The 25,628-nt window shown below is 33.0% G+C and carries 26 protein-coding genes; 18 read left to right on the plus strand and 8 right to left on the minus strand.

Translation table 11 applies throughout. The features are described from left to right. Positions 1 to 96 precede the first annotated feature (96 nt). The 12 genes from B0A66_RS12240 (at position 97) to B0A66_RS12295 (ending at position 14,519) form a co-directional block, all read left to right on the plus strand. Positions 97 to 1,782, plus strand: a complete 1,686-nt coding sequence (locus B0A66_RS12240) for a glycoside hydrolase family 28 protein (RefSeq protein WP_089050128.1) — start codon at positions 97 to 99, stop codon at positions 1,780 to 1,782. Between the two features lie 170 nt (positions 1,783 to 1,952). Further along, positions 1,953 to 2,714 carry a Rossmann-like and DUF2520 domain-containing protein gene (locus B0A66_RS12245; RefSeq protein WP_089050129.1) on the plus strand — a complete coding sequence of 254 codons (762 nt, stop codon included), beginning with the start codon at positions 1,953 to 1,955 and terminating at the stop codon, positions 2,712 to 2,714. Then, positions 2,698 to 3,225: a KdsC family phosphatase gene (locus B0A66_RS12250; protein ID WP_089050130.1), complete on the plus strand. Its 528-nt coding sequence runs from the start codon at positions 2,698 to 2,700 to the stop codon at positions 3,223 to 3,225. Before B0A66_RS12245 ends, B0A66_RS12250 begins: the two co-directional genes overlap by 17 nt. A gap of 59 nt (positions 3,226 to 3,284) precedes the next feature. Beyond that, entirely contained in the window at positions 3,285 to 4,211 is a 927-nt protein-coding gene (locus B0A66_RS12255; RefSeq protein WP_089050131.1) for a geranylgeranylglycerol-phosphate geranylgeranyltransferase, read from the plus strand. After that, on the plus strand, positions 4,204 to 4,788 hold the full coding sequence (locus B0A66_RS12260) for a Maf-like protein (protein ID WP_089050132.1): 585 nt from the start codon (positions 4,204 to 4,206) through the stop codon (positions 4,786 to 4,788). Before B0A66_RS12255 ends, B0A66_RS12260 begins: the two co-directional genes overlap by 8 nt. Before the next feature lie 10 nt (positions 4,789 to 4,798). Then, on the plus strand, positions 4,799 to 5,329 hold the full coding sequence (locus B0A66_RS12265) for a mechanosensitive ion channel domain-containing protein (protein WP_089050133.1): 531 nt from the start codon (positions 4,799 to 4,801) through the stop codon (positions 5,327 to 5,329). A 114-nt stretch (positions 5,330 to 5,443) separates the two neighbouring features. Continuing rightward, on the plus strand, positions 5,444 to 6,544 hold the full coding sequence (locus tag B0A66_RS12270) for an AI-2E family transporter (protein WP_089050134.1): 1,101 nt from the start codon (positions 5,444 to 5,446) through the stop codon (positions 6,542 to 6,544). A 42-nt stretch (positions 6,545 to 6,586) separates the two neighbouring features. After that, positions 6,587 to 8,419 carry a BamA/TamA family outer membrane protein gene (locus tag B0A66_RS12275; RefSeq protein WP_089050135.1) on the plus strand — a complete coding sequence of 611 codons (1,833 nt, stop codon included), beginning with the start codon at positions 6,587 to 6,589 and terminating at the stop codon, positions 8,417 to 8,419. A gap of 218 nt (positions 8,420 to 8,637) precedes the next feature. Then, positions 8,638 to 9,150 carry a hypothetical protein gene (locus B0A66_RS12280; RefSeq protein ID WP_089050136.1) on the plus strand — a complete coding sequence of 171 codons (513 nt, stop codon included), beginning with the start codon at positions 8,638 to 8,640 and terminating at the stop codon, positions 9,148 to 9,150. A gap of 151 nt (positions 9,151 to 9,301) precedes the next feature. Continuing rightward, on the plus strand, positions 9,302 to 11,833 hold the full coding sequence (locus tag B0A66_RS12285) for a PIG-L family deacetylase (protein ID WP_089050137.1): 2,532 nt from the start codon (positions 9,302 to 9,304) through the stop codon (positions 11,831 to 11,833). A 121-nt stretch (positions 11,834 to 11,954) separates the two neighbouring features. Next, positions 11,955 to 13,676 (plus strand): sodium:solute symporter, encoded by a 1,722-nt coding sequence (locus B0A66_RS12290; RefSeq protein WP_089050138.1) that lies wholly within the window; start codon positions 11,955 to 11,957, stop codon positions 13,674 to 13,676. Positions 13,677 to 13,889: 213 nt separating this feature from the next. Next, positions 13,890 to 14,519, plus strand: coding sequence for an MCP four helix bundle domain-containing protein (locus B0A66_RS12295; protein ID WP_089050139.1), 630 nt, complete (start codon positions 13,890 to 13,892; stop codon positions 14,517 to 14,519). A gap of 15 nt (positions 14,520 to 14,534) precedes the next feature. On the opposite strand, the gene B0A66_RS12300 is transcribed toward B0A66_RS12295, so the two are convergent. The 7 genes from B0A66_RS12300 to B0A66_RS12330 all read right to left on the minus strand — a co-directional run bounded on the left by B0A66_RS12300 (position 14,535) and on the right by B0A66_RS12330 (position 19,314). Next, positions 14,535 to 14,948 carry a nuclear transport factor 2 family protein gene (locus tag B0A66_RS12300; protein WP_089050140.1) on the minus strand — a complete coding sequence of 138 codons (414 nt, stop codon included), beginning with the start codon at positions 14,946 to 14,948 and terminating at the stop codon, positions 14,535 to 14,537. Between the two features lie 2 nt (positions 14,949 to 14,950). Continuing rightward, positions 14,951 to 15,475 (minus strand): TetR/AcrR family transcriptional regulator, encoded by a 525-nt coding sequence (locus B0A66_RS12305; protein ID WP_089050141.1) that lies wholly within the window; start codon positions 15,473 to 15,475, stop codon positions 14,951 to 14,953. A gap of 152 nt (positions 15,476 to 15,627) precedes the next feature. Continuing rightward, positions 15,628 to 16,470 (minus strand): DUF2911 domain-containing protein, encoded by an 843-nt coding sequence (locus B0A66_RS12310; protein WP_089050142.1) that lies wholly within the window; start codon positions 16,468 to 16,470, stop codon positions 15,628 to 15,630. Positions 16,471 to 16,550: 80 nt separating this feature from the next. Beyond that, positions 16,551 to 17,207 (minus strand): HAD family hydrolase, encoded by a 657-nt coding sequence (locus B0A66_RS12315; protein WP_089050143.1) that lies wholly within the window; start codon positions 17,205 to 17,207, stop codon positions 16,551 to 16,553. A 102-nt stretch (positions 17,208 to 17,309) separates the two neighbouring features. Then, positions 17,310 to 18,026 carry a tRNA threonylcarbamoyladenosine dehydratase gene (locus tag B0A66_RS12320; protein WP_089050144.1) on the minus strand — a complete coding sequence of 239 codons (717 nt, stop codon included), beginning with the start codon at positions 18,024 to 18,026 and terminating at the stop codon, positions 17,310 to 17,312. A gap of 41 nt (positions 18,027 to 18,067) precedes the next feature. Next, positions 18,068 to 18,715, minus strand: coding sequence for a TatD family hydrolase (locus tag B0A66_RS12325; protein WP_089050145.1), 648 nt, complete (start codon positions 18,713 to 18,715; stop codon positions 18,068 to 18,070). After that, positions 18,715 to 19,314 (minus strand): DUF1684 domain-containing protein, encoded by a 600-nt coding sequence (locus tag B0A66_RS12330; RefSeq protein ID WP_089050146.1) that lies wholly within the window; start codon positions 19,312 to 19,314, stop codon positions 18,715 to 18,717. The genes B0A66_RS12325 and B0A66_RS12330 overlap by 1 nt, the downstream gene beginning before the upstream one ends. Positions 19,315 to 19,413: 99 nt before the next feature. Here B0A66_RS12330 and B0A66_RS12335 point away from each other — a divergent pair, with 99 nt between their 5' ends. From B0A66_RS12335 to B0A66_RS12355, 5 genes are all read left to right on the plus strand, one after another. Beyond that, positions 19,414 to 20,631 carry an MDR family MFS transporter gene (locus B0A66_RS12335; protein ID WP_089050147.1) on the plus strand — a complete coding sequence of 406 codons (1,218 nt, stop codon included), beginning with the start codon at positions 19,414 to 19,416 and terminating at the stop codon, positions 20,629 to 20,631. Positions 20,632 to 20,797: 166 nt separating this feature from the next. After that, the gene (locus B0A66_RS12340; protein WP_089050148.1) at positions 20,798 to 21,166 is read left to right on the plus strand and encodes a BlaI/MecI/CopY family transcriptional regulator; all 369 of its coding nucleotides are present in this window, start codon (positions 20,798 to 20,800) and stop codon (positions 21,164 to 21,166) included. 6 nt (positions 21,167 to 21,172) lie between these two features. Continuing rightward, positions 21,173 to 22,957, plus strand: coding sequence for a M56 family metallopeptidase (locus B0A66_RS12345; RefSeq protein ID WP_089050149.1), 1,785 nt, complete (start codon positions 21,173 to 21,175; stop codon positions 22,955 to 22,957). An 81-nt stretch (positions 22,958 to 23,038) separates the two neighbouring features. Beyond that, positions 23,039 to 23,179, plus strand: coding sequence for an SsrA-binding protein (locus tag B0A66_RS12350; RefSeq protein ID WP_089050150.1), 141 nt, complete (start codon positions 23,039 to 23,041; stop codon positions 23,177 to 23,179). Positions 23,180 to 23,271: 92 nt separating this feature from the next. Continuing rightward, the gene (locus B0A66_RS12355; RefSeq protein ID WP_089050151.1) at positions 23,272 to 24,117 is read left to right on the plus strand and encodes an EamA family transporter; all 846 of its coding nucleotides are present in this window, start codon (positions 23,272 to 23,274) and stop codon (positions 24,115 to 24,117) included. Between the two features lie 80 nt (positions 24,118 to 24,197). Here the strand turns inward: B0A66_RS12355 and B0A66_RS12360 are convergent, their stop codons facing one another. Next, positions 24,198 to 24,752 carry a fasciclin domain-containing protein gene (locus B0A66_RS12360; protein WP_089050152.1) on the minus strand — a complete coding sequence of 185 codons (555 nt, stop codon included), beginning with the start codon at positions 24,750 to 24,752 and terminating at the stop codon, positions 24,198 to 24,200. Positions 24,753 to 24,959: 207 nt separating this feature from the next. Here B0A66_RS12360 and B0A66_RS12365 point away from each other — a divergent pair, with 207 nt between their 5' ends. Beyond that, the gene (locus B0A66_RS12365; RefSeq protein ID WP_089050153.1) at positions 24,960 to 25,472 is read left to right on the plus strand and encodes an ExbD/TolR family protein; all 513 of its coding nucleotides are present in this window, start codon (positions 24,960 to 24,962) and stop codon (positions 25,470 to 25,472) included. Positions 25,473 to 25,628: the final 156 nt, after the last annotated feature.

Raw genomic sequence — 25,628 nt, forward strand, 5'->3', positions numbered from 1 at the left:
ACAATTCACATCTAACAATTCACATCTAACAACTCACATCTAACAATTCACATCTAACAACTTACATCTAACACCTATAAAACTAACTTCTCAAGAATGAAAACGAAACCACACTATTTATTTTTGATGCTTATTACTATTGTAATGAGTAATTCATCGCCGATCAATGCACAAAATTCAAAATCGTATGATACTTATAAGAATATTGAATTTAAGATGCCAAAAGTCAAAGAACCAGTTATTCCTAAAAATAGCGTAAATCTAAAAGACTTTGGTGCTGTAAATGGTGGTTATGTTTTGAACACCCAAGCTTTTGCTGCTGCGATAGATGCCGTTTCAAAAAAAGGTGGTGGAAAAGTTATTATTCCACCTGGAATATGGTTAACAGGACCAATCATTTTAAAAAGTAATCTTGAATTATATGCTGAAACAGGTGCTTTGATCAAATTTTCTACTGATAAAAGTTTGTATCCAATTATAGAAACCAGTTTTGAGGGCTTAAATACGTGGCGATGCATCTCTCCTATTTATGGTAAAAATCTTGAAAACATTGCTTTTACAGGAAAAGGTGTTTGGGATGGTTCTGGAGAAGCATGGAGACAGGTTAAAAAAAGTAAATTAACGAATGACCAATGGAAGAAATTTGTAGCGTCCGGCGGTGTTCTTAATGAAAAGAAAGACAGTTGGTTTCCATCTGAGCAATATATGAAAGGCGCTAATGGTGCAGATCAGAATATTAGGCTGGATCTAAAAACTAAAGAAGATTTCGAAGCTATTCACGACTTTTTACGCCCGGTAATGGTAAGTATTCAAAATAGTAAAAAAGTACTTTTTGATGGTCCGGTTTTTCAAAATTCTCCAGCTTGGAATATTCATCCATTAATGATTGAAGACCTGATTGTGCGTAATATAACAGTTCGTAATCCTTGGTTTTCTCAAAATGGTGACGGCCTTGATGTGGAATCCTGCAAAAATGTAATTATCGAAAATTCAAGTTTTGATGTTGGTGACGATGCTATTTGCATTAAATCAGGAAAAGACAAAGACGGTCGCGACAGAGGTGTTCCCTGCGAAAATATAATTGTAAAAAATAATATTGTGTATCACGGACATGGTGGTGTTACCGTTGGAAGTGAAATGTCCGGAGGTGTAAAAAACCTGCATGTTTCAAACTGTACTTTTATGGGAACAGATGTTGGATTACGTTTTAAAAGTACACGTGGTCGCGGTGGTGTGGTCGAGAATATCTTTATCTCAGATATTTTTATGACTGATATTCCGTCGCAGGCAATTTCATTTGACTTGTATTATGGTGGAAAATCAATAGCAGAAACATTGGCTGAAGGCGGAAATAAAATAAGCACTAAAATTGTTCCTGTAAATGAGGAAACGCCTCAATTCAAAAATATCTCTATAAAAAATATTACTATAAAAGGCGCTTATCAGGCGGTTTTTCTTCAAGGTTTGCCTGAAATGAATCTTGAAAACATCGAAATTTCAAACCTAACCGCAAATGCTGAAAATGGCTTTTCGATAATTGATGCAAACGGAATAAAAATTAATAATGTGAAACTAGAAATCAGCAAACCAACTGTATTTGAGATTTATAACAGCAAAAATATGGTATTCAGCAATATCGATATCAATTCTGATTCACCTAAAGCAATTTCCATCAACGGTGAAGCTTGTACGAATATAGAATTTGTTTCTTCTTCTAATTCAAACTTATCTAAAAAAACAAGTATTGGAGAAACGGTTCCAAAAGGAGCCGTAAAATTATAATCAGATTTAAAACATTATAAAAAGCCCACTGTTATAGTAAAATTATAATAGTGGGCTTTCTTCATTTGAATAAACAGCTTAGCAATAATTGGATTAAAAGTTCTCTTTAAACGAATGACAAACGCATTAAAAGCAATTAACTTTAAAAAAAATAATGCTAATTTTGCGATATGATTCGAATAACGATACTTGGTTCCGGAAATGTTTCACAACACTTGATACAAGCTTTTTCAAAAAGTGAGCTTGTTGAAATTGTGCAAGTGTTTTCCAGAAAACCGGAAACGCTGGCTCATTTGTTGGATTCAGATAAAATTGTGTCGGATTATTCAAAATTAAAAGAGACTGACTTATACATCATTGCTGTTTCTGATAATGCTATTGCAGAAGTTTCAAAACAATTGCCTTTCGAAAATAAATTAGTGGTTCATACTTCAGGAGCCGCTCCAATCGATACCTTGGATTCTAAAAGCAGAAAAGGCGTTTTTTACCCGCTTCAGACTTTCTCAAAAGATAAAACAGTAGATTTTTCTGTTATTCCGTTTTGTCTGGAAGCTGAGAATGAGGCAGATTTTAGCATTTTAGAAACAGTTGCTAAAAGTATTTCGAATACTGTATTTGCTATAAGTTCAGAACAGCGTAAAGCCTTGCATGTTGCGGCTGTTTTTGTGAATAATTTTACGAATCATTTGTATCAAATCGGACAGGATATTTGTCAGGAACATCAGGTTCCATTTGAAATTTTGAAACCGCTTATTCAGGAAACTGCTGACAAAATTAATACACTACAACCCGCAGAAGCGCAAACCGGTCCTGCAAAACGTCATGATTCCAATACAATTGAGGCTCATCTCGCGTATTTAAACAATGAAAATCAAAGAAAAATATATAATATACTAACACAATCTATACAAAATAATGGCAAAAAGTTATAAAGAAATGATGAATGACATCACAACATTTATTTTTGATGTTGATGGCGTACTTACAGACAGTTCCGTTTTTGTAACCAGTGAAGGCGAAATACTTCGTACAATGAATATTCGTGACGGTTACGCTATGAAAGCAGCTGTTGAAAGTGGTTATAATGTTTGTATCATTTCTGGCGGAAGCAATGAAGGTGTTCGCGTGAGACTGCGTAATTTGGGAATTAAAGATATTCATTTGGGAACTCCTGATAAAGTAAAAACTTTTGAAGAATATACTGCACTCCATAATATTAAACCGGAACAAGTGTTATATATGGGTGATGACATTCCTGATTATCATGTAATGAAATTAGTCGGTTTGCCAACATGCCCTCAGGATGCAAGTCCGGAAATTAAAAATATTTGCCGTTATATATCGCATGTAAAAGGTGGTAAAGGTGCTGCCCGTGACGTAATCGAACAGGTTATGAAAGTACAGGGAAAATGGATGGAACATTTTAACGGAAAACACGATTAAATAATTCCGTTTTTAAATTATTTACAGCTTTGTAATCAAAAATTAGAACCTTAAGAAAAATGAAATTTCTCAAATTAATACGTTATCAAAACCTATTGATGCTTGCTTTTATGCAGCTTTTATTTCGTTATGCTTTTTTAAAGCAGCAAAATATACCTTTAGCACTAGCCGATTGGCAATATGGTTTACTGGTTTTAAGCACTGTTTTAGTAGCGGCAGCGGGATATGTCATTAACAATATTTATGATGTTGCTACAGACAGCATCAACAAACCAGGTGATGTTGTTGTGGGTAAAGGAATTACAGAAACAGCTGCTTATAACATTTACATCGGTCTAAACATTACTGGAGTAGCGATTGGATTTTATTTATCTAATGTTATCATGAGACCTGGTTTTGCAACGATTTTTATTTTAATTGCTTCGCTACTTTATTTTTATTCAACAAGCTTGAAGCAAATTATGGTTTTAGGTAATTTTATTGTAGCGCTATGTTTAGCGCTAAGTGTTATTATCATTGGTGTTTTTGATATTTTTCCGGCAACAGATGCTCAAAATCAGGGACAAATGGGCGCTCTTTTTTCCATATTACTTGATTATGCTCTATTTGCCTTTATGATCAATTTTATTCGTGAAATAATTAAAGATATCGAAGATGTAAATGGTGATTACAATCAGGGAATGAATACACTTCCTATTGCTATTGGTATTAGCAGAGCTGCAAAAATTGCACTTGGTCTTACGCTAATTCCTTTTATTCTAACGTTACTTTATACCAATAAATATTTTTTAGCAAACAATCTTTACATCGTTACGCTGTATGTCTTTGTCGCTATTTTAGCACCTCTTTTATACTTCATTATGAAGATATTTGGTGCAAAATCTCAAAAAGACTTTCATCATTTAAGTAATGTATTAAAATTGATTCTGTTTTTTGGAATACTTTCAATTTTAGTTATAACCCTAAATATTAAGTACAATGCTTAAAGAAAAATTAAAAAAATACACACTTATCCTCGCATCAGGTTCACCACGCAGACAACAATTTTTCAAAGACTTAGATTTAGATTTTGAAATTCGTCTTAAAGATATTGAGGAAATTTATCCACCGGAATTACAAGCAGTTGAAATAACAGACTATTTAGCTGAATTGAAAGCGGGTGCTTTTGAAAGGGAATTAAAACCCAACGAAATTTTGGTTACCAGCGATACCATTGTATGGCATAACAATAAAGCATTAGGTAAGCCAAAGAATGCTGAGGATGCCTTTGAAATGATTAAATCAATGTCGAATGCAACACATGAAGTTATTACGTCGGTTTGTTTTAAAACTGATAGTACTTCTACTCTATTACACGATATTACTAAAGTTACCTTCAATGAATTATCTGATGAAGCAATTTTATACTATATAGAAAATTATAAACCGTACGATAAAGCTGGTGCTTACGGAATTCAGGAATGGTTTGGTTTCATGGCAGTTGCAAAAGTTGAGGGATCTTATACAAATGTTATGGGGCTTCCGACAGCCAAAGTTTACGAATATTTGAGTACCTTAGTGTAAAAATTAATTTATGTTTACCTTTAAAGAATACAGTCAGGAGATATTTGCTACCGTAATTCTTCTTATTTCCCTAATAGCCTTACGAATTATTGTTGCTAATTTAATAAGAAGCTACGCCAAAACAAGTCAGTTAATAGAACACAGAACCAATTTAGTTATTAAGTATACGCATATACTAATGAATATCCTGGTTACAGTATGCTTAATTGTAATCTGGGGAGTTGAAACTAAGGATATCTTTATAACTGTTTCTTCTATTGCAACCGTAATTGGTGTTGCCATGTTTGCACAATGGTCTATTCTTAGCAATATTACTTCAGGAATGATTTTGTTCTTTTCTTTTCCATTTAAAATTGGAGACACTATAAAAATTCACGATAAAGATTTTCCACTTGAAGCTGAAATAGAAGACATTAGCACGTTTCATGTGAATTTAAGAACAAAAGAAGGTGAAAAAATAATTTTTCCAAATAATCTCTTGTTACAAAAAGGAATTTCGATTATGCCGGCAAAATACGAAGACAGAGAATTTTATGACTGAAATTTGTAATGGGAATTTTATAAACTAATAGAGAAAACTTACAACATTATTTATTGAATAAAGGAGGAATTTTGTTTAGTCCTTTTCAGATTTCCTAATCAAATTTCAATAAATATGAATGATACTTTACAATTTCCGTTTTACGCCAAACTTTCTTCAATACTGCTTATTTTAATTTCTTTTTCATTTATATTTTTTATTGGAAAAGATATTATGACTCCAGTATTAATGGCGTTTTTATTTGCGGTTTTACTCTTGCCTGTTTTTACATTTCTAAATGGCCGATTAAAATTCCCAAGGCACATTGCTGCGGCAATTTGTGTGCTGTTATTTGCCTTATTCATTGCAGGCATTTTGGCTTTTATCTCTTATCAGGTTACGGATATGGCGAATGATTTTGGCACTATAAAAAAGAATGCAAATGCCTTTCTAATAGAAATTCATCAGTTTGTCAAAGAAAAGTTTCAAGTAAGTATTGGGGAGCAAAAAAAGTATATTGATAATGTAACAAAAGATTCCGTTAAAAATGGAAGTAGTACATTAGGATCAGCGCTGGTGTCAATAAGTGATTTACTATTTAATTGCACTATTATTCCAATCTATACCTTCTTGTTTTTAATCTATAAAGATCATTTTATTCTATTTCTGGCAAAACTAATCAGTAAAGAAAATCATCAGACCTTAAAAGATATTCTATGCCAGATTAAGGTTTCTATAAACAATTATATTGTCGGATTAATTTTTGAAATGATTGTAGTATCTGTATTGACAGGTATAGGTTTGTGGATCGTCGGAATTAAATATTTTATTTTGCTGGGTTTGATTACTGGTATTTTAAACCTTATACCGTACATTGGTATCTTAATTGCCGGAATTATTACCGCTTTGGCTTCCTTAACCGGAACATCAGAAACCTCAATATTACTAAGTATCTTATTGGTAAATGTAGTTGTTCAGCTAATTGATAACAATTTACTTGTACCTTTAATTATTAACTCTAAAGTAGAAATTAATGCTTTTGTATCAATCATCGGAATTATCGTTGGAGGTGCGGCAGCAGGTATTTCAGGTATGTTTTTAGCAATCCCTCTTTTAGCTATTCTGAAAATTATTTTTGACAGAATTGAATCACTGGAACCCTGGGGCTATTTAATGGGCAATCACATGCCTAAAAAATTTACCTGGCGGCTTAAAAAACTAAAAGTTGAAAACTAATTAATGATAAATCATCTGTAAAAAAAATATAAATATCTCTGAATGATTCGAAAACTAAAGATAGTATTTTGTTTAGCCCTTTGTTTTTGTCTGCAAGGCCTTTATGCCCAAGTAGATAAAAACAAAAAAGGTACTACGAAAGATAGTGCTGAAGTCTACAAGAAAATTCAGAATTATTCTAAAAAAAATAAATTTACCAAAACACTGCACAAACTTTTTTTCAGGGCCAATAAGCCCAAAAAAAGGGAAACACAAATTATAGAAACGGATACTTCGAATCATACATTTGATGGTAAAATTATTAGAAAAATAAACATTATAACTTTAGATCCTTTTGGACATTCTGTTACAGATTCTACAGCAGGCCCAAGAAACTGGGGAGAAAGAACAGGAAATAAACTGCATCTAAAGACTAAAAAAATAGCCATTTACAATCTGTTGCTGTTTAAGCGAAATATTCCTTATGATGCGTATAAAGTACAGGAATCGGAACGTCTTATTCGTTCTCAGCGTTATGTTACAGCGGTAAGAATTACTAATGAAGTCGTAGGAGCTGCATCTGATTCGATTGACGTAACCATTCGTGTTTTAGATTCCTGGAGTACGGTTCCAAGGTTTTCGATATCGAGTAACAGAATGGGTATTGGTTTTAAAGAAAAAGATTTTTTTGGTTCAGGACAGCAACTCGAATACCGATTCACAAATCGTTTTGAGGATGGCAGAAACGGAAATGATGTTATCTATACGGTACCCAATATTATGAATACTTATATTGGTACGATTTTACAATACAATAAAGATTTAGATAACAATTATAGTAAAAGCGTTAAAGTAGAGCGTGGCTTCTACTCTCCCCTAACCAAATGGGGTGGCGGTGTGCATGTAGGGCAAAATTTCAGGCGTGATACATTACAGGCACCAGACAAAACGTTTGCTTTTCAGCCTTTTAAATATGATTTTCAGGATTTTTGGGTTGGTAAAGCTTCTAAAGTATTTGAAGACGAGAATAATGGTGTAACCAATTTAATTGTGGCTGCCCGATTTTTAAATATTGATTTTAAAGAATTTCCAACAATCGTTTACGATCCTACAAACTTTTATTCATCAGAAAAATTGCTTTTGATGGGAGTTGGGATCAATACCAGAAAATTCGTTAAAGACAATTACATCTTCAGAAACGGAATGACGGAAGACGTTCCGATTGGTCGTATATATGGAATAACAGGTGGTTATCAATACAAGAATACTTCGTGGCGACCGTATTTAGGAGCTCAGTTTTCCTTTGGAAATTACTATGACTGGGGATTTCTAAGTACCAATTTTGAAGCAGGAACGTTTCTGCAAAAATCAAAAACATACCAAACTGCCTTTTTGTTTGAATCAAACTATTTTACAAAATTATATAGTATTGGGAATTGGAAATTGAGGCAATTTGTTAATCCTAAACTTGTTTTAGGAATAAATCGTGAGAACATTATTGGTGACGAATTAAATTTGAACGAGCAAAACGGTTTGCATGGCTTTAATAGTGCTTTGTACGGAACAAGTAAAATGGTTCTTTCTTTGCAAACGCAAACATACTCGCCTCATGCACTTTGGGGATTTCGTTTGAATCCGTTTTTTAATTACTCCATTGCATTATTAGGAACGCCTGATAATGGTATGCTTCGAAATAAATCGTATTCCAGAGTAACACTTGGATTGCTAATTAGTAATGATTATTTGGTTTTCAGTTCTTTTCAGTTATCATTATCTTACTATCCATCGATACCACTGCAGGGAGATAATGTTTTTAAAACAAATACATTTGAAACAAGTGATTTTGGATTGCAAAGTTTCGAACTGGCAAAACCTAGAATTGTAGATTATAGATAATACTTACATTCGTAAAAAAAGAACTTTTTTATTGAAAAAAATTAATTATGTACTGTTTCAATAAAACCTTATTTTTCAAATATTTACAACAATTTTAATGTTATTTACATACCTTGATCGCAATTAATTTGATCTGGAATACAAAACCTTTTTTTAATTTTGGCACAGTATATGAATATTGCTAATCAGGAATAGAATTAACACTAAAACTAAAAAAAATGAAAACTATTAAGATAGCAATTGCGGGATTATTTCTTTTGGTTGCAAACGCTTCAAATGCGCAGGTATCAGTTAATGTAAATATTGGAACGCCACCAGCTTGGGGCCCATCAGGTTATTCCGAAATGGAGTATTATTATTTGCCGGACATCGAATCTTATTATGATGTAAGAAGTTCACAATTTATTTATTTTGGAGGTGGAAAATGGGTTAGATCAACACGTTTACCAAGACAATATAGAAATTATGATTTATATGGTGGATACAAAGTAGTATTAACCGATTATCACGGTAGATCACCTTATTCTCATTTTGACAAACATAGAGTAGCTTATTGCAAAGGATATCACGGTGCGCCACAAAGACCTTATAAACCAAGACCGGTTTATGCTTACAAAGAACGTCACGATAATAGAAAAGGTCCTAAACATGATAAACACCATGATAAACATGATAAGCATGATAGACACGACAGAGATGATCGTCGTCATGAGGGTCCAGGAAGAAGATAAATAGAATAAAATTATAGATTAGAGAGCATCAGTATTGATGCTCTTTTTTTATGAAATAGTCAAAAAAATGAACATTAACATTTCATTTAATTACGGTTCAGGAATATAATTAGTATTTTTGAAAATCTTACAAAAAAAATTTTACTACGCTATGCGAAAAATTCAAATTCAAATTCTTCTTCTTTTTCTAGCAGGAATTTCCATTTCTTTTGCACAACAACCTCAAAAACCAAACTCAGTAGAAATTTACAATCAAATTAAAAAATTGAACTTTTTAGGTTCTGTATTGTATCTTGCTGCTCATCCTGATGACGAAAACACCCGCTTGATTTCTTATTTTGCTAACGAAATGAATGCCAGAACCGGTTATTTGTCGCTAACTCGAGGCGATGGTGGACAAAACTTAATCGGACCTCAATTGCGTGAATTATTGGGTGTGATTAGAACACAGGAATTAATAGAGGCCAGAAAAATAGATGGTGGAGAACAGTTTTTTTCGCGTGCTAATGATTTTGGCTTTTCAAAAAATCCTAACGAAACTTTAGAAATCTGGGATAAAGACAAAGTTCTTGCTGATGTAGTATGGACTATCAGAAAATTTCAACCGGATATTATTGTTAACAGATTCGATCACCGTTCGCCGGGAACAACGCACGGACACCATACTTCTTCGGCAATGTTGAGTGAAGAAAGTTTTAAACTAACAAATGACCCGAAAATTTATCCTGAACAATTAAAATATGTTAAGCCATGGCAGGTAAAACGACAATTTTTTAATCCTTCATGGTGGTTTTACGGAAGTCAGGAAAAATTTGATGCCGCTAATAAATCAAAATTCGTTAAACTCGAAACTGGAGTTTACTACAATGCAATTGGAAAATCGAATCAGGAAATCGCTGCCTTAAGCCGAAGCAGACATCAGTCGCAAGGATTTGGAAGTACCGGAGTTCGCGGTGATGAAACGGAATATTTAGAACTTATTAATGGTGAATATCCTAAAAACCGCGATGAATTATTCGACGGAATTGATACCAGCTGGAATCGTGTTGCAAACGGAAAACCTGTTGGAGAATTAATTGCGAAGATTATCGCAAATTATGATTTCAACAATCCATCTGCCAGTATTCCGGAACTTACAAAAGCATACGTGATGGTTCAGGCTCTTACTGATGAACATTGGAAAACAACAAAAGCAGCAGCCATAAAAAGTATAATTGCTGCCTGCTCTGGTTTATACCTAGAAGCGGTAGCTAGTGAACAGGAAGCAACTCCTGGAAGCAGCATACGTCTTAGTCTGGAAGCAATTAACAGATGTGCTGTTGGAATGGAATTGGTAAGTGTGACTTCATTACCCGATAACAAAACGACAGTTCAAAATAGTGTACTTAAAAACAATAACGACCAAAAAATAAACCTGCAAATTCAGTTGCCAACTACAATCGAGTATACGCAGCCTTATTGGTTAAAAGAAAAAGCAAGCTTAGGAATGTATACCGTTTCGAATCAGGAAATGATTGGAATTCCTGATATTATCAGAGAAGTAAAAGTTATTTTTAATGTGAAAATTAATGGTGTTGAAATTCCGTTTGAGCGTACCGTTGTGTACAAATACAATGATGGCGTAAAAGGTGAAATGTATAACTTCCTTGATATTGTTCCGGAAGTAACGACTTCTATTTTGGAGCGTGTTTTGATTTTTAAGGATACCAAAAGCAAAATGATTCCTGTAAAAGTTAAAGCAGGAAAAGACAACATCGCCGGAAATTTACAACTGGAATTGCCTAAAAACTGGTTGGTTTCTCCGAAACAAATTCCGTTTACGCTAGAGAAGAAAGGAACCGAACAATTGTTTTATTTTGAAGTTACGGCACCTTCAAACCCGGAAGAAACAGTAGCAAAAAGCATCGTAACTTTCGACAACAAACGCTTTGACAAAGACCAGACTATTATAGATTATAGCCATATAACGAAACAAATGGTTTTAAAATCTGCTGAATCAAAATGTATTCGCATTGATTTACGAACAAATGGTGATGCTATCGGCTACATTATGGGTGCAGGAGATGAAGTTCCGGAAAGCCTGACGCAAATGGGATATAAAGTTACCCTTTTGAAACCAGAAGAAATAACTCCTGAAAAATTAGATTCTTTTGCAGTTGTCATTACAGGAATTAGAGCTTATAATACGGTAAGCGCATTAGCCAACAAGCAAAACATACTTTTTAATTATGTAAAAAGTGGTAAAAACATGATTGTGCAGTACAATACGCCACATAGTTTGGTTACAGATAAAATTGCACCTTATCCTTTACGAATTTCAAGTGATCGTGTAACAGAAGAAAATGCAAAAATTATTTTTCTTGCGCCGAATCATCCTGTCTTAAATTCTCCAAACAAAATCACTACAAAAGATTTTGAAGGCTGGACACAAGAGCAAGGTTTGTATTATCCTAATGATTACGATCCAGCCTTTACTCCTATCCTATCATCGCATGATAAAGGAGAATCTCCTAAAAAAGGTGCTTTACTTGTCGCGCCTTACGGAAAGGGATATTACATTTATACAGGTTTAAGCTTTTTTAGGGAATTACCCGAAGGAGTTGCCGGAGCATATCGTTTGTTATCTAACATGATTTCGCTAAAGCAGCCTATTGAAGCTCCTCAAACAGAATTAAAGAAATAAAACATTCAAAATGGAAGCTAAAAAAACAAAAAAATGGAAAAAAAGCTACACCTATGTTTTGGTAGCGAATGCAATTTACATTCTGATTTTTTTCTTAATAATGCAATTATACTCATAACCTATGCAACTATTTGATTGGATCGTACTGATTGTCACACTATTATTTATTGTGGGATATGGTTCCTGGAAAACCAAAGGAAGCAAAAATGTCGAGGATTTTATTTTAGGTAATAATGAAACACCTTGGTACACGGTAGGACTTTCTGTTATGGCTACGCAAGCCAGCGCCATTACATTTTTATCTACTCCCGGACAAGCCTATCACGATGGAATGGGGTTTGTTCAGTTTTATTTTGGATTGCCTATTGCAATGATTGTCATTTGTGTGACTTTTATTCCAATGTATCATAAAAACAAGGTGTACACAGCTTATGAGTTTCTGGAAAAGAGATTTGACCTTAAAACACGTTCGTTAGCTGCTATTTTATTTTTAGTGCAGCGAGGTTTAGGAACGGGACTTACAATTTATGCCCCAGCCATTATTCTTTCGGCTATTTTAGGATGGAATTTAACGATCATGAATATTATGATTGGTCTTCTCGTTATTATCTACACTTTTTCGGGAGGAACAAAGGCGGTGAACGTGACGCAAAAACAACAAATGTTTGTTATTATTTCCGGAATGTTCATTACATTTTTTCTTATTCTGCACTACCTGCCTAACGATATGACTTTTACAAGTGCGCTTCATATAGCTGGTGCAAACGACAAAATGAACATTGTAGATTTTTCATTTAATCCGGAAGAGAAATATACGTTTTGGAGTGGAATCACAGGAGGTTTCTTCTTAGCGCTCGCCTACTTCGGGACAGATCAATCTCAGGTTGGACGTTATTTGTCTGGTAAATCGGTTAAAGAAAGCCAAATGGGACTTATTATGAACGGACTTCTAAAAGTTCCTATGCAGTTTTTTATTCTGTTAACAGGAGTTATGGTATTCGTATTCTTTCAGTTCAATCCTGTTCCTTTAAACTTTAATCCAAACAATAAAATTGTAATTGAAAAGTCTGCTTTTAAAGAAGAGTATCATGTTTTAGAAAAAAAATTAGAGAAGCTTTCAGAAGATAAAAAAGTTATCAATCTATTGTATATCGATCAGTTAAATCAGGATTACGATAATCCGATTTTACGAAAAGAACTTGTCGCAATGTCTAATAAAGAAAAAGATTTAAGAGACAGAGCAAAAGAAATTATACTAAAAGCTGATAGTAATAGCGAAACGAACGATAAAGATTATGTATTTTTTCACTTCATTTTAAATTACTTACCAAGAGGTTTAATAGGACTCTTGTTAGCCGTAATTCTATCAGCAGCAATGTCTTCGACTGCTTCGGGACTAAATGCGTTAGCATCGACTACAGCTATTGATATTTACAAACGAAATCTTAAAACAGAGAAATCAGACAAGCATTATCTAAATGCTACTAAGTTCTTTACGCTATTTTGGGGAATTGTAGCGATACTTTTTGCCTGTATCGGAACTTTATTTGAAAATTTGATTCAATTGGTAAATATCATTGGTTCGATTTTCTACGGAACTGTGTTAGGTATCTTTTTAGTTGGATTTTACCTGCGTCATGTTAAGGCGAAAGCGATGTTTTTTAGTGCTATCATTAGCCAGCTTACGATTTTTGGTATTTACTACTATATGATTTACAGTCAGGAAAAACTGGGTTATTTGTGGCTGAATTTTATTGGAGCAATGTTAACTATTGTATTGTCATTGTTAATGCAGTTTTTGTTTTTTAGAAAAGAACCAAATACTGATGAAGCCATTTTATAATAAGGACGAATTTCATAGCCCTGATGGAAGCGGCATCCTTTTTCTGGCTTCTTTAGCCAGGAAAAGATATAGCGGACAGCAGGATTAGCTCCTTAAAATTCTGATTATAAGTGTCCTGATTTTTACAGGGATAAAATTAAAGGTTTGATTCTACTTCAAAAATGATATCTTTGAGAAACAACTATTTATAGATTCGTAAAAAAAGGTATTGCTATGAAAGACTTAAAAAGATATAGCAATAAAACAAAAGCAGCTTTTGTTTTATTGCTTGTTATGCTCGTTATCGTTTTGAGTAATTTCAATACACTACGAAATTCTAAAAAAGTAAATGATAACATCAATGCGATTTATAAAGATCGTCTGGTGGTGGCACATTACATTTTTCAGTATTCGAAAGAACTTCATTTTATAAAAGCTGAAGCTGAAAAACTAGATCTGAGTGATACTATTAAGAAAGATCAAATCATTGAGACGCTAAACACAATTCATGATATTGATGATTTGTATGCTAAAACGGTATTAACAAATAAAGAGAAAGAACATTTTAATGCTTTCTTAAAATCCTGCAAAGAGATAAACAATCAAATCGAAAATAAAAACTGGGGCAAAATTGCTGTTTCCAGTGATCAGGCTTTAAAAACATTAGAATCTTTATCTAAAATTCAGATTCAGGAAGGAAAAACAAAATTGGCCAGCGCAAATGCAATGCACAATGATAATAATAGTTTTGGTCAGCTTCAAATTGCCCTTCTTATTGTTTTAGGCGGTATTACCTTTTATTTACTGATCGTTAAGAAAACTAAAAAAACGATTAAAATTCCGGAATCGCCTAGTATGAATTAATGTTCTTTACGATTTTTACAACAGTTTTCTATCCTCTTCTTTTATAGCAAGATCGTTTATACTAGCGTATCTTTTTTGCATCAAACCATTAGCATCAAATTCCCAATTTTCATTTCCGTATGCTCTAAACCAGTTTCCGTTAATGTCTTGATATTCATATTCGAAGCGAACAGCAATTCTATTTTCGGTATGTGCCCAATATTCTTTTTTAAGCTTGTAATTTTTCTCTTTTTTCCATTTTTCAGTTAAAAAAGGCACTATTTCTTCTCTTCCGTTTACGAATTTGTCTCTGTTACGCCATTCGCTGTCTATGGTATAAGCTTTTGATACTCTTTCCGGATCCTGGCTATTCCAGGCGTCTTCTGCTAATTGAATTTTTTCGATTGCTGTTTCATACGTGAAAGGTGGCAATGGTAGTTTTTGTTCCATATTTATAAAATTAAATTTTGAATAATTTTTTTTGATTGTTCAATAAGCTCATTAGATTTAAACATCTGACTTTCAATGATACTACTTTCAAAAAGTAAATACACATGATCTGATAAAAGGGTATCATTTAAAATGTCTCTGAAATAAGTTCTTAGATCTTTTTTATGACTCTGAATTACAGTTAGTAATTTCACATTATCAGATTGAATTTCTGATAGAATATTTAGAAAGCTGCAACCTCGAAAGTTTTCATTGCCATTCATAAAAATCAGAAAGTCAAACGAAGCCAAAATTTTTAGTTTGGTATTCTTCTCATCTGCTGTAAATTTTAGCAGTGCTTCAAACCAAAATAAATGACGCTCTTTTAAAAAGGCAACACATAAATCTTCTTTGGATTTAAAATGCTGGTAAAAACTTGCTTTAGCTACTTTCGCTTCTTCTATAATTTGATTTATACCTGTAGCGTTGTAACCTTGTCTGTGAAAGAGAACAAATGTTTTTTCTAAAATTCTTTCTTTTGGTGTCATCATGGTTCATTTGAAGTACAAAGATAAGAATTAAAAAACAATACAGACAAGTCTGTCTATTTATTTTTAAACTATTGAATATGGAACAAAAAAAATCCAAATTCTAAACGATACGTTTAAAATCTGGATTTTTAATTATTGTGATAAAAATACTATCTACTCCACTCTGTGATACTATCTTTATTTAATTTTACGTAATCCTGATTATTAGCAGCTTCCGCAGCAGCAAGAGATGCTTTTGCAGTTTCAACAGCTCCTTTTTTATCTCCTTGTTTTGCTTGAATTTGAGATTTCAAACGTAAGATAAAATAAGGTTTTTCAGTGCTCATATCTAGTGATTTATCTACATACGTTCTGGCAGTATCTATATTTCCGTTTGATTGAAATAAATACTGAGATGCAGCAAAATAATCATTTGATGTTGCTCCGGCAAGTGTTTTTTCGATACTTGCGATAGCATTTTTAGCAGTTGGTACTTCGAATTTTAAGGCTACATGAGAGTTTTCCCAAGCTATTTCTAAATAACCATAATTAGGATCTAAACCATTGATTCCAATTGTAAAAGTCTCAACTGGAGTTGGTAAAGCATCTTCTTTTACAGTAGTTCTTAAAGCTACATAAGCATCGTTCCAATTTTCAGGTAATCCCCAGTTGTCTGTAGAAAGGTAAAAAATAACTTCCCAGCTTTCGATTTTAGGAATGGTATAAATAGAATATTTTCCTTTTTTTAATGTTTTTCCATCAATTACTACATCATCACCAAAATTAATGATGGTGTTCTCATTAGCTCCTGTTCTCCATAATTTTCCAAACGGAACTAAATTTCCAAATACAGCTCTTCCTCTGGCACCTGGTCTTGAATACGTAACTTCAACATCTGTTAAACCAACAGTTTGTTTGATATATGCTTTTGGACTCGCTTGCGGTGTTTTAATCTGAGCTTCAGTAGCAAAAGGAGCCAAAATAATGGCGAACGCAATAAGTATTTTTTTCATTTTGATAGATAGTTTATTTATTTTGCTCAAATTTACAAATTCAATTAGGGAACAGATGTTAAATTTTATATAATTCAAACTTACAACTGTGATATTTTTTGAGCGTTTAATTCGTTAAATTCATTGATAACTAAATCAGCTTCAGATAAATCCTGCATTTTAGAATGGAAGCTATTATACCCCACACAATAAATTCCTGCACCTTTTGCGGCTTTCACACCATTTGTACTATCTTCAATTACAATACAATTTTCCTTTGGTGCAACAGATAATGATGCTGCATGAATGAAAATAGCCGGATTTGGTTTGGATTGGGGAAAATCTTCGCCACTTACTATATGCGTAAAATACTGATGCAAATTGAAACGTGTAAAAACACGATCGATAGTTACTTTTGAGGCAGAAGAAGCCAAAATTAACTGAATATCATTGGCGTACAGATCTTTAATCAAATCCTCTACTCCTTCCAATAAAAATAAATCTTCTTTTGTATCAAATGCATCATTGAAAATAGTTCTCTTTCTTTGAATTAAATCTTCCACTTCATGTTGTACAACCGGGAAAAATTCTTTTATTTTTTGAAACGTATTTCGTGTAGAAAGTCCCGTAAACGAAGTGTACATCTCTTCTGTAACTTCTACATCTAATTCAGAAAATTGTTTGTAATACGCATAACGGTGAACGGGTTCTGTATCGACAATAACGCCATCCATATCAAAAATTACTGTTTTTATCATTTTTTTTTCTTTTAAGTTGCTAAGGTTCTTAGTGGCTAAGCTACTAAGTTTTTTTTGCTAAAGTCTTAGCAACTTAGTCCCTTAGCTTCTTAGCTGCTTTATTTACTCTTTTTTCAACAAATGTCTAATCACAGTTTCAGCAACATGAAGACCAAATAATCCCGGCATGTAGCTGTTTGTTCCGTAAAAAGATTTTTTAAAATTTTTTCCGTCTGTTAATTTCAAACTTTTTTCATCTTGAATTTCTGAAGAGAAAACTACTTTTAATTTATTGATTTTTACTTCTTTTAGACGTTTACGAATTGTTTTAGAAAAATAGCAATTGATTGTTTTCGAAATATCGGTAACTTTTACTTTCGATGCCAGCATTTTTCCTCCGGCACCCATGCTGCTGATGATTTTTACTCTCTTACGTTTTGCAGCAATAATCAAATTTAGCTTTGGTGTAATACTGTCAATACAATCTAAAACATAATCGAAATCTGTAGAAACGATCTCAAAAGCGCGTTCCGGAGATAAGAATTCCTGAACTCGTGTTAGTTTTAACTCAGGATTAATATCCATTAAACGATCCCCAACGATAGTAATTTTTGGTTGTCCAACGGTTGAATGCAAAGCTGGTAATTGTCTGTTTATATTCGTGATATCAACCACATCTCCATCTACAATTGTCATGCTTCCTACTCCCGCTCTTGCTAAAAATTCAGCTGCAAAAGATCCCACACCACCTAAACCTACTACAAGAACATGTGAATTCTTTAAGTTTTCTAATCCTTCTTTTGTAAATAATAGTTCGGCTCTTTCTGTCCACTCTGCCATATATCGCTAATTTGTTTTAAAATTATATTGTTTCTATTTCTTTATCTCTTAAATACAGCTACAAAATTACTTGAAATAATATTTTGTAATTTTTTGATTTCAATATTTTTATAAGAAGCTGCTACATCATAAACCTGTTGAATGGTTTCTTCAATTGTATCTGTTTCAAGGAAAAAACGATCATTAGGTATTTCCTTAAAAACGGTTTCTAAATCAGGATTTCTTAGTAAATACTTTCCAAACGAAATATAGAAACCTTCTTTTAGCAATTGACTTGCCACTTGACTGTTTTTAGAAAATCCGTGTATAACCATCGGAACTGAAATCTTCATTTCTTTTTTTAAAGCAATAACTTCCTGGAATGCTGCAACGCAATGAATCACAACGGGCTTATTGTATTGCTCCGCTAAGATTAGCTGTTTCTTAAAAACCGAAATTTGCAATTCCAACGGAATATCAATTCGTTTGTCTAAACCACATTCGCCAATAGCAAGACAATTAGCTGATTGCAATTTTTCTTCCATAATTTTCAAATCAGCATCAATCGTGTCTTCCTGAATATACCAAGGATGAATACCAATCGAATAATGTAAAATCGTGGCATCAAATTCCTTAGGATATTGATTCACCAATTCTAAAACATTAGATTGATTCGTAAACTGATGTGTATGAAAATTAAAGAATTCCATTAATGAAATGTTTTTACTCCTGCTTTTATTTCTACTTTCAAATCATTTTCAAGTGGAACCAAAGGGCACGAATACTTATGATTGTAAGCGCAATATGGATTATAAGCCTGATTAAAATCTACAGCTATTGTTTTTCCTTTAGGAACTTTTAAATCAATATAGCGCCCTCCTATGTAACTTTCTTTTCCTGAGGTTAAATCAGAGAAAGGCAGAAACAAATGATCTTTGTATTCGTTACTTTTAGAAAGTTCAATATTTCTGTAAACATTCAATTGTAATGCAATTCCATCTATGGTAAAATACAATGTTCCGTATTTAATATATTTTGGTGTTCTTGTACCTGTAGTTTTCATTTCAAAAACTTTTTCGTTTTTTGCTTTTTCAAACTTAGCATTCACAAAATACTTCTCATTAATAGGATAGAAATCCAATGCTTTAAAAGTTTTCAAATCTTCTTCCATCAAAGGACTCGTCTTCTCATCAGCATATTCTGAGTTAATGGTTTTCTGAAAATTTTCTGCAGCGCTTTTATCGAATTTCTTTTGACTAAAGCCAAAATTAAAAGCCAGAACAACAATAAGTATAACTATTTTATTCATCTTGAAAAATTTAATGCAAAAATAGTTTAAAACTAACAAAGCACCAACCGCTGTACGTGACAAAGTTTCTTAACTTTACGTCAAATTACCAACTTACCAATGTTTAAAACCGCTTTTTCCCAATACATTAATAATTTCAGAGGATTTTCAAGAGAAATCTGGATCTTAACCCTAGTAACTTTCATAAACAGAGCCGGAACAATGGTGCTTCCGTTTCTATCCAAATATCTAAAAGAAGATCTTCAATTTACTTATAATCAAGTAGGCTGGATTATGGTTGCTTTCGGTTTAGGTTCTATGCTGGGTTCGTGGTTAGGAGGTAAATTATCAGATAAAATCGGTTTTTATAAAATCATGATTTTCAGTTTGTTTACGAGTGGTCTTGCACTATTCTTTATACAATATATTACAACCTTTTCGGGATTATGTATTGCCATGTTTGCTCTGATGGTAATTGCAGATATGTTTAGACCAGCGATGTTTGTATCATTAGGTGCTTATGCAAAACCCGAAAATAGAACCCGCGCTTTGACTTTAGTTCGTTTGGCTGTAAATTTAGGATTTGCTGCAGGACCTGCTTTAGGCGGATTGATTATTATGGGAATGGGCTATCAAGGTCTTTTTTGGGTTGATGGTGCTTCTTGTATTATTTCTATTTCCATATTTGCATTGCTTGTAAAAGAAAAGAAAAAAGTAGCACACGATGATAAAACAGAAAGCGCAGCCGAGATAAAATCTGTTTTTCATGATAAAATATTCTGGGTATTCTTATTTGTAAGCTTTGTAACGGCGATGATTTTCTTTCAGCTTTTTACAACATTACCTTTGTATCATAATGAAAAATTTGGTTTAAGCGAATTTCAAACCGGACTATTAATGACTTTAAACGGACTTCTAATTTTTGCGTTGGAAATGCCAACTGTTGGTTTTCTGGAACGAAAAGCTTTTCCGAAAATTAGAATTATCATTATTGGTTCCTTTATTATGGCTTCGAGTTTCTTTTTACTCCTAATCAATGTTTGGGCAGGAATATTGGTCATTAGTATGATTTGTATTTCAATAGGAGAAGTTTTAACCTTTCCGTTTTCAAATGCCTTTGCATTAAGTCGTGCTCCACGCGGTCAGGAAGGACGCTACATGGCACTTTATACCATGAGTTTTAGTTTAGCTCATATTATAAGCTCAAAAGTTGGTTTTGAAATAATCTCCAGATTAGGGTATCAAATCAATTGGCTTTTTATGGCATGTATTGGCGTTCTTGCAACTTTCTGTTGTATTTGGATTAGAAAAGCCTTACTGGACGAAAAAATTTCATAAATTCTTTTCACAAACTTAAATCATTTATATTCAATTTAATACACTTAAATTTGAACAAGTTTTCTATACAATAAATTCTATTCAAACGTCTTTTTTAGTTAATTAACTATTTTTATAGTTGCGCAACTAGAAAAATAGTTTTACATTTGAATTAAAATTAGAAAACATGCAAAAGTTAACGAACAAAGAAGAAGAGATCATGCATATTTTATGGAAGCTTAAAAAAGCATTCGTAAAGGAAGTTCAGGCTGAAATTACAGAGGATCAACCTCACTACAACACGCTTTCGACAATTGTGCGTAATCTTGAAGAAAAGGGATATGTAAATCACAATGCCTTTGGAAACACACATCAGTACTATCCTATTGTGAGTATAGAAGATTATAGAAAAGGATTTATGAGTACTGCAATTGACAATTATTTTAATAGTTCCTATAAAAGTATGGTTTCGTTTTTTGCGAAGGAAGAAAAAATTTCTGCCGACGAATTACGCGAAATCTTAGCCATGATCGAAACTCCAAAAGAAGAAAAATAACATTGTATGGAAGCACTTTTCATTTTTATCGCAAAATCAAGTGGATTGTTAATATTATTTTACTTTGCGTATTTTTTTCTACTGCGCAAAGAAACTTTCTTTAACAATAACAGATGGTTCTTAATCGTTGGTCTGCTAACTTCAGTAATACTTCCTTTAGTGGTTTATACTGAGATTGTATGGGTTGATCCAGCACCTGTTTCTGCTGTTAATTACACATCGAATTACGCTTCAGTTTATACGCCGCATTTTGCTCAGCCAAAAGCCTCTTTTGAAATCAATTGGAATATGGTTTCATTAGCAATTTACGCTATTGGTTTCGCTGCTTTTCTAGGCAAATTCGGGATAGATTTTTACAGCTTAAATTCGGTTTTAAAAGGAAGAAAAGTACAACAGCAAGCTGATTTTAAATTCATCGATATCAATGAAAACATTGCCCCTTTTTCTTATTTTGATTATATCGTGTACAACTCATCACTGTACAGCCCGTCAGAATTAGAAAGTATTTTAGAGCATGAAAAAGTGCATAGCGATCAAAACCATACAATAGATGTTTTGATTTCAAGAATCTTTTGTGTCCTGTTTTGGTTTAATCCAATCATTTGGCTTTATAAAAAAGCTATCCTGCAAAACCTTGAGTTTATTGCTGATAGTGAAGCATCAAAAAAAATAGCCGACAAAAAAGCGTATCAATACACGCTTTTAAGAATAACAACACACGAAACATGTGTTGCAATCACCAATCATTTTTATCAATCATTAATCAAAAAACGAATCGTCATGTTAAACAAAAATCAATCAAAAAAGAGGAATTACTGGAAGTATTACGCCATAATTCCAGCGCTGGTAGCGTTTGTATTATTATTTCAAATTAAAACTGTTGCACAGGAAAGAGAGAACAAAGTAACAGCTGCAAAACAAGCAGACATTGAATCGGTAAATATTTACACAATAGAAAAAAACAGTACCGATGCTGAAATTAACGAAAAAGTAGCGTTAATTAGAAAAAACCACGACATTAGTGCCAATGTATCAGAAGTAAAGAGAAATTCAAAAAATGAAATCACTTCAATCAAAATTGAATTAGTAGGTAAAAAAGATGCTCGTTCGGTAAAAAAAGAAGTATCAAGCACAGGAATCGATAAAATCTCGATTATCATCAAAAAAATGAAAAACGGAAAAGAATCCTTTAGTTTTTCTGGTGATGCGGCAGTTACAATTAACGATAAAGCAGATGCGGAAGATATTGATGCTGACGTAGCTGAAGTTGCTGATGTAGATGATTTTCTAACACCTCCCACTCCACCAACTATGCCGCTTTTCCCTAATGGATTACTTCCTGCCGCACCAGCTATTGACATGTCTAAGATGCCACAACCTCCAGTAGCACCTAAAAATTTGAATGACAAAAAAGCTATGGAAAAGTTCGAAAAACAAATGGAGGAATTCGATAGAAAAATGGAAGCATTCGAACCAGATATGGAGGCTTATGAAAAGTACATCGAAGAAATAATGGATAAACGCGGAGCAAATTTCGATAAAGAAATGGAGAAATATGATATTGCTATGAACAAATATAGTACCGAGATGGCAAAATACACTGAGGCTTCATCTGTACTACTTGAGCGCGATATGAAACAACATGAAATTGACATGAAGCAGCATGCTATAGACATGAAGCAGCATGAAAAAGATATGAAACAACATGCTAAAGACATGAAAGAATGGGAAAAAGACATGAAAGAAATGGAGAAAGAAAAACAACGTGAAAAAGCGAAAAGAAACTCTTAAAACATACTTAAAAAAATTCAAAAAAAGACTTTGCCAAACCGCAAAGTCTTTTTTTATATCTTTGAGGAAAATAAACCAACTATGTATAAAATTCTAGCCAAAATAAATAAAGTATTACTTCCGAGTTTTACCAAGCAAGGTTTGGATATTGCGAAAGCAAAAAAATGGCAAATGGCCATTATTGGTTATCGTGCCTACGTTACAAAACGTGCTTTAGAATAACCAAAAGTTTCTTTTCAAACCAAAACCAAGGCTGAAAATTATCAGCTCCTTTTAGTTGTTCTTTTTACAACTTACTTCCATCTCCAATTTCTATGAAAAATAAAGAATTCAATTTTCCTCCTGTTACAGCAGTCCTTTTGGCTATTGTAAGTGTTCAATGTGGTGCAGCAATTGCAAAAACGCTTTTTCCAGCAATTGGAGCTGCCGGTACAGCCAGTATGAGGATTGGTATTTCAGCTATTATATTATTTATAGCATACCGACCAAACTTAAAAAATATCACACCGGAACAATGGAAAATTGTTATTCCATACGGTTTGTCTTTAGGCGCTATGAACTTAATTTTTTATCTGGCAATTGAAAGGATTCAGATAGGTCTTGCCGTAACGCTCGAATTCATTGGACCTTTATTAGTTGCTATTGTTGGCTCTAAACGATTGATCGATTATTGCTGGGTAGTATTGGCTGCAACGGGAATCATTTTGATTGCTCCCTGGTCAAACGATCGAATCGATCCTTTGGGTGTTTTATTCGCACTTATAGCCGGTGGACTTTGGGCAACTTATATTATTTTGGGTGGTAAAGTTTCTAAAGTAATGAACGACGGGCAAGCGGTTTCAACAGGAATGTTATTTGCTGCGCTTTTAATACTTCCGTTTGGCTTTTATGAAAACGGACTTGCTAATCTTACTCCTAAGCTATTTGGAATGGGAGTTGCTTTAGCATTGTTATCCAGCGCAATACCATTTACACTCGAAATGAAAGCTTTAGGACAGCTTCCGCCTCGCACCTTTAGTATTCTAATGAGTTTAGAGCCTGCTGCTGCATCGATTTGCGCCTTTATATTCCTTCAGGAAAATTTAAATATCTACGAGATATTAGCAATGCTTTGTGTTATAATCGCTTCTGCAGGATCAACATTAACCGCAAAAAAATAATCATTCATTTTATAGCATAAAAAAAGTCCTGTTATTCAACAGGACTTTTTTTTGCAATTGTAGGTATTTGAAAATTGGTATTACATTTTAGGTAGCAATACAGTATCTACTACATGAATTACACCGTTTGATTGATTTACGTCTGCAATTGTAACTTTAGATTTGTTACCGCTTTCGTCGCTGATGTAAAGATCTTTTCCATCCATCCATGCTGTTAATGTTCCGCCGCTAACTGTTTTAAGTGTAGCTTTTCCGTTTCCTTTTTTAATTGCTTTTGCAATATCAGAAGAATTCATTTTTCCTGCAACAACATGATAGGTCAAGATCGTTTGTAATGTTTTTACGTTTTCTGGTTTCAATAATGTTTCAACTGTTCCCGCTGCTAATTTATCAAACGCGGCATTTGTTGGGGCAAAAACGGTGAATGGTCCTTTACTTTGTAATGTTTCAACTAATCCTGCAGCTTTTACTGCAGCTACTAATGTTGTATGGTCTTTTGAATTAACTGCATTTTCAACAATATTCTTAGTAGGATACATTGCTGCTCCACCTACCATAACTGTTTTTTGTGCAAAAGAAGTAAAACCGAATCCTAATGTTAAGATTGCTGCTGCTAAAAAATTTCTAGTTTTCATAATTAATATTTTAAGTTATAAGCTCATTTACGCTGGAATATTAGTTTTGGTTTTACGAAAAAATTAAAAAAAGCATATTTTTTTTTAAATATCATCAAAAACCCTGTAAAACAAGCGGTTAAGAAATCAAAAAAAATCATAATTTTTTTCAAATCTCGCTTACTTCTAATTCAATTTTATTGTTAACTTTAGTCAAAATCGATCCTTATGAAAAAACTATCCAACAAAGTACGAAGCAAAAAATTAAGCACAAGAGTAGATTTAACCGCAATGGTGAGCATTTCTTTTTTACTAATCATCTTTTTTATGGTTGTTGGAGAATTGTCTAAACCAAAATCTTTAGCTTTAGAATTACCTGATAAAGATGGTTACTCATGTGTTGAAGGATATCCTTATCATGGAGAAAACAGATCCGTCACAATTTTATTAGGTTCAGATAATAAATTAGTAATGTATATAGGCTCTCTTATATCACCTATCATGCCTCCAAAAGAAATAGGTTATGGTCGCGAAGGAATACGTCAAGAACTCATTAAAAGAAATAAAAGTGTATTAGAATATTCAAATAAAGGAATTACAGTAATCATTAAACCAAGTAAGAATTGCAATTTCAAAAACCTAGTTGATATTCTAGATGAAATGGATATTAGCAGAATCGATACCTATACAATTGTAGATGATTATACTCCCGAAGAATCAAAATTATTGGCAATGAAATAAGATAAAGTTTCTTTTAAAAACGATTGTCCTAGCCAAGATAAAAAGGTAAATCCTTTTGTACATGCGATAAAAAATTAGAATTGATAGCCTGGAAATAGCTCCTAAAATTCAAACTAACATATGCTTTTTAATTCATTTGAGTTGTCCTGAAAAAGG

Source organism: Flavobacterium hercynium (assembly GCF_002217285.1).
Taxonomy (GTDB): domain Bacteria; phylum Bacteroidota; class Bacteroidia; order Flavobacteriales; family Flavobacteriaceae; genus Flavobacterium; species Flavobacterium hercynium.

What these genes read in the sequence shown, in the direction of transcription:
- B0A66_RS12280 (WP_089050136.1), top strand. Translation starts at nt 8,638, where the DNA reads ATGAAAACTATTAAGATAGCAATTGCGGGATTATTTCTTTTGGTTGCA.
- B0A66_RS12255 (WP_089050131.1), top strand. Translation starts at nt 3,285, where the DNA reads ATGAAATTTCTCAAATTAATACGTTATCAAAACCTATTGATGCTTGCT.
- B0A66_RS12305 (WP_089050141.1), bottom strand. Translation starts at nt 15,475, where the DNA reads ATGACACCAAAAGAAAGAATTTTAGAAAAAACATTTGTTCTCTTTCAC.
- B0A66_RS12345 (WP_089050149.1), top strand. Translation starts at nt 21,173, where the DNA reads ATGGAAGCACTTTTCATTTTTATCGCAAAATCAAGTGGATTGTTAATA.
- B0A66_RS12295 (WP_089050139.1), top strand. Translation starts at nt 13,890, where the DNA reads ATGAAAGACTTAAAAAGATATAGCAATAAAACAAAAGCAGCTTTTGTT.
- B0A66_RS12290 (WP_089050138.1), top strand. Translation starts at nt 11,955, where the DNA reads ATGCAACTATTTGATTGGATCGTACTGATTGTCACACTATTATTTATT.
- B0A66_RS12285 (WP_089050137.1), top strand. Translation starts at nt 9,302, where the DNA reads ATGCGAAAAATTCAAATTCAAATTCTTCTTCTTTTTCTAGCAGGAATT.
- B0A66_RS12350 (WP_089050150.1), top strand. Translation starts at nt 23,039, where the DNA reads ATGTATAAAATTCTAGCCAAAATAAATAAAGTATTACTTCCGAGTTTT.
- B0A66_RS12245 (WP_089050129.1), top strand. Translation starts at nt 1,953, where the DNA reads ATGATTCGAATAACGATACTTGGTTCCGGAAATGTTTCACAACACTTG.
- B0A66_RS12330 (WP_089050146.1), bottom strand. Translation starts at nt 19,314, where the DNA reads ATGAATAAAATAGTTATACTTATTGTTGTTCTGGCTTTTAATTTTGGC.
- B0A66_RS12240 (WP_089050128.1), top strand. Translation starts at nt 97, where the DNA reads ATGAAAACGAAACCACACTATTTATTTTTGATGCTTATTACTATTGTA.
- B0A66_RS12250 (WP_089050130.1), top strand. Translation starts at nt 2,698, where the DNA reads ATGGCAAAAAGTTATAAAGAAATGATGAATGACATCACAACATTTATT.
- B0A66_RS12365 (WP_089050153.1), top strand. Translation starts at nt 24,960, where the DNA reads ATGAAAAAACTATCCAACAAAGTACGAAGCAAAAAATTAAGCACAAGA.
- B0A66_RS12360 (WP_089050152.1), bottom strand. Translation starts at nt 24,752, where the DNA reads ATGAAAACTAGAAATTTTTTAGCAGCAGCAATCTTAACATTAGGATTC.
- B0A66_RS12265 (WP_089050133.1), top strand. Translation starts at nt 4,799, where the DNA reads ATGTTTACCTTTAAAGAATACAGTCAGGAGATATTTGCTACCGTAATT.
- B0A66_RS12320 (WP_089050144.1), bottom strand. Translation starts at nt 18,026, where the DNA reads ATGGCAGAGTGGACAGAAAGAGCCGAACTATTATTTACAAAAGAAGGA.
- B0A66_RS12340 (WP_089050148.1), top strand. Translation starts at nt 20,798, where the DNA reads ATGCAAAAGTTAACGAACAAAGAAGAAGAGATCATGCATATTTTATGG.
- B0A66_RS12300 (WP_089050140.1), bottom strand. Translation starts at nt 14,948, where the DNA reads ATGGAACAAAAACTACCATTGCCACCTTTCACGTATGAAACAGCAATC.
- B0A66_RS12335 (WP_089050147.1), top strand. Translation starts at nt 19,414, where the DNA reads ATGTTTAAAACCGCTTTTTCCCAATACATTAATAATTTCAGAGGATTT.
- B0A66_RS12315 (WP_089050143.1), bottom strand. Translation starts at nt 17,207, where the DNA reads ATGATAAAAACAGTAATTTTTGATATGGATGGCGTTATTGTCGATACA.
- B0A66_RS12310 (WP_089050142.1), bottom strand. Translation starts at nt 16,470, where the DNA reads ATGAAAAAAATACTTATTGCGTTCGCCATTATTTTGGCTCCTTTTGCT.
- B0A66_RS12260 (WP_089050132.1), top strand. Translation starts at nt 4,204, where the DNA reads ATGCTTAAAGAAAAATTAAAAAAATACACACTTATCCTCGCATCAGGT.
- B0A66_RS12325 (WP_089050145.1), bottom strand. Translation starts at nt 18,715, where the DNA reads ATGGAATTCTTTAATTTTCATACACATCAGTTTACGAATCAATCTAAT.
- B0A66_RS12275 (WP_089050135.1), top strand. Translation starts at nt 6,587, where the DNA reads ATGATTCGAAAACTAAAGATAGTATTTTGTTTAGCCCTTTGTTTTTGT.
- B0A66_RS12270 (WP_089050134.1), top strand. Translation starts at nt 5,444, where the DNA reads ATGAATGATACTTTACAATTTCCGTTTTACGCCAAACTTTCTTCAATA.
- B0A66_RS12355 (WP_089050151.1), top strand. Translation starts at nt 23,272, where the DNA reads ATGAAAAATAAAGAATTCAATTTTCCTCCTGTTACAGCAGTCCTTTTG.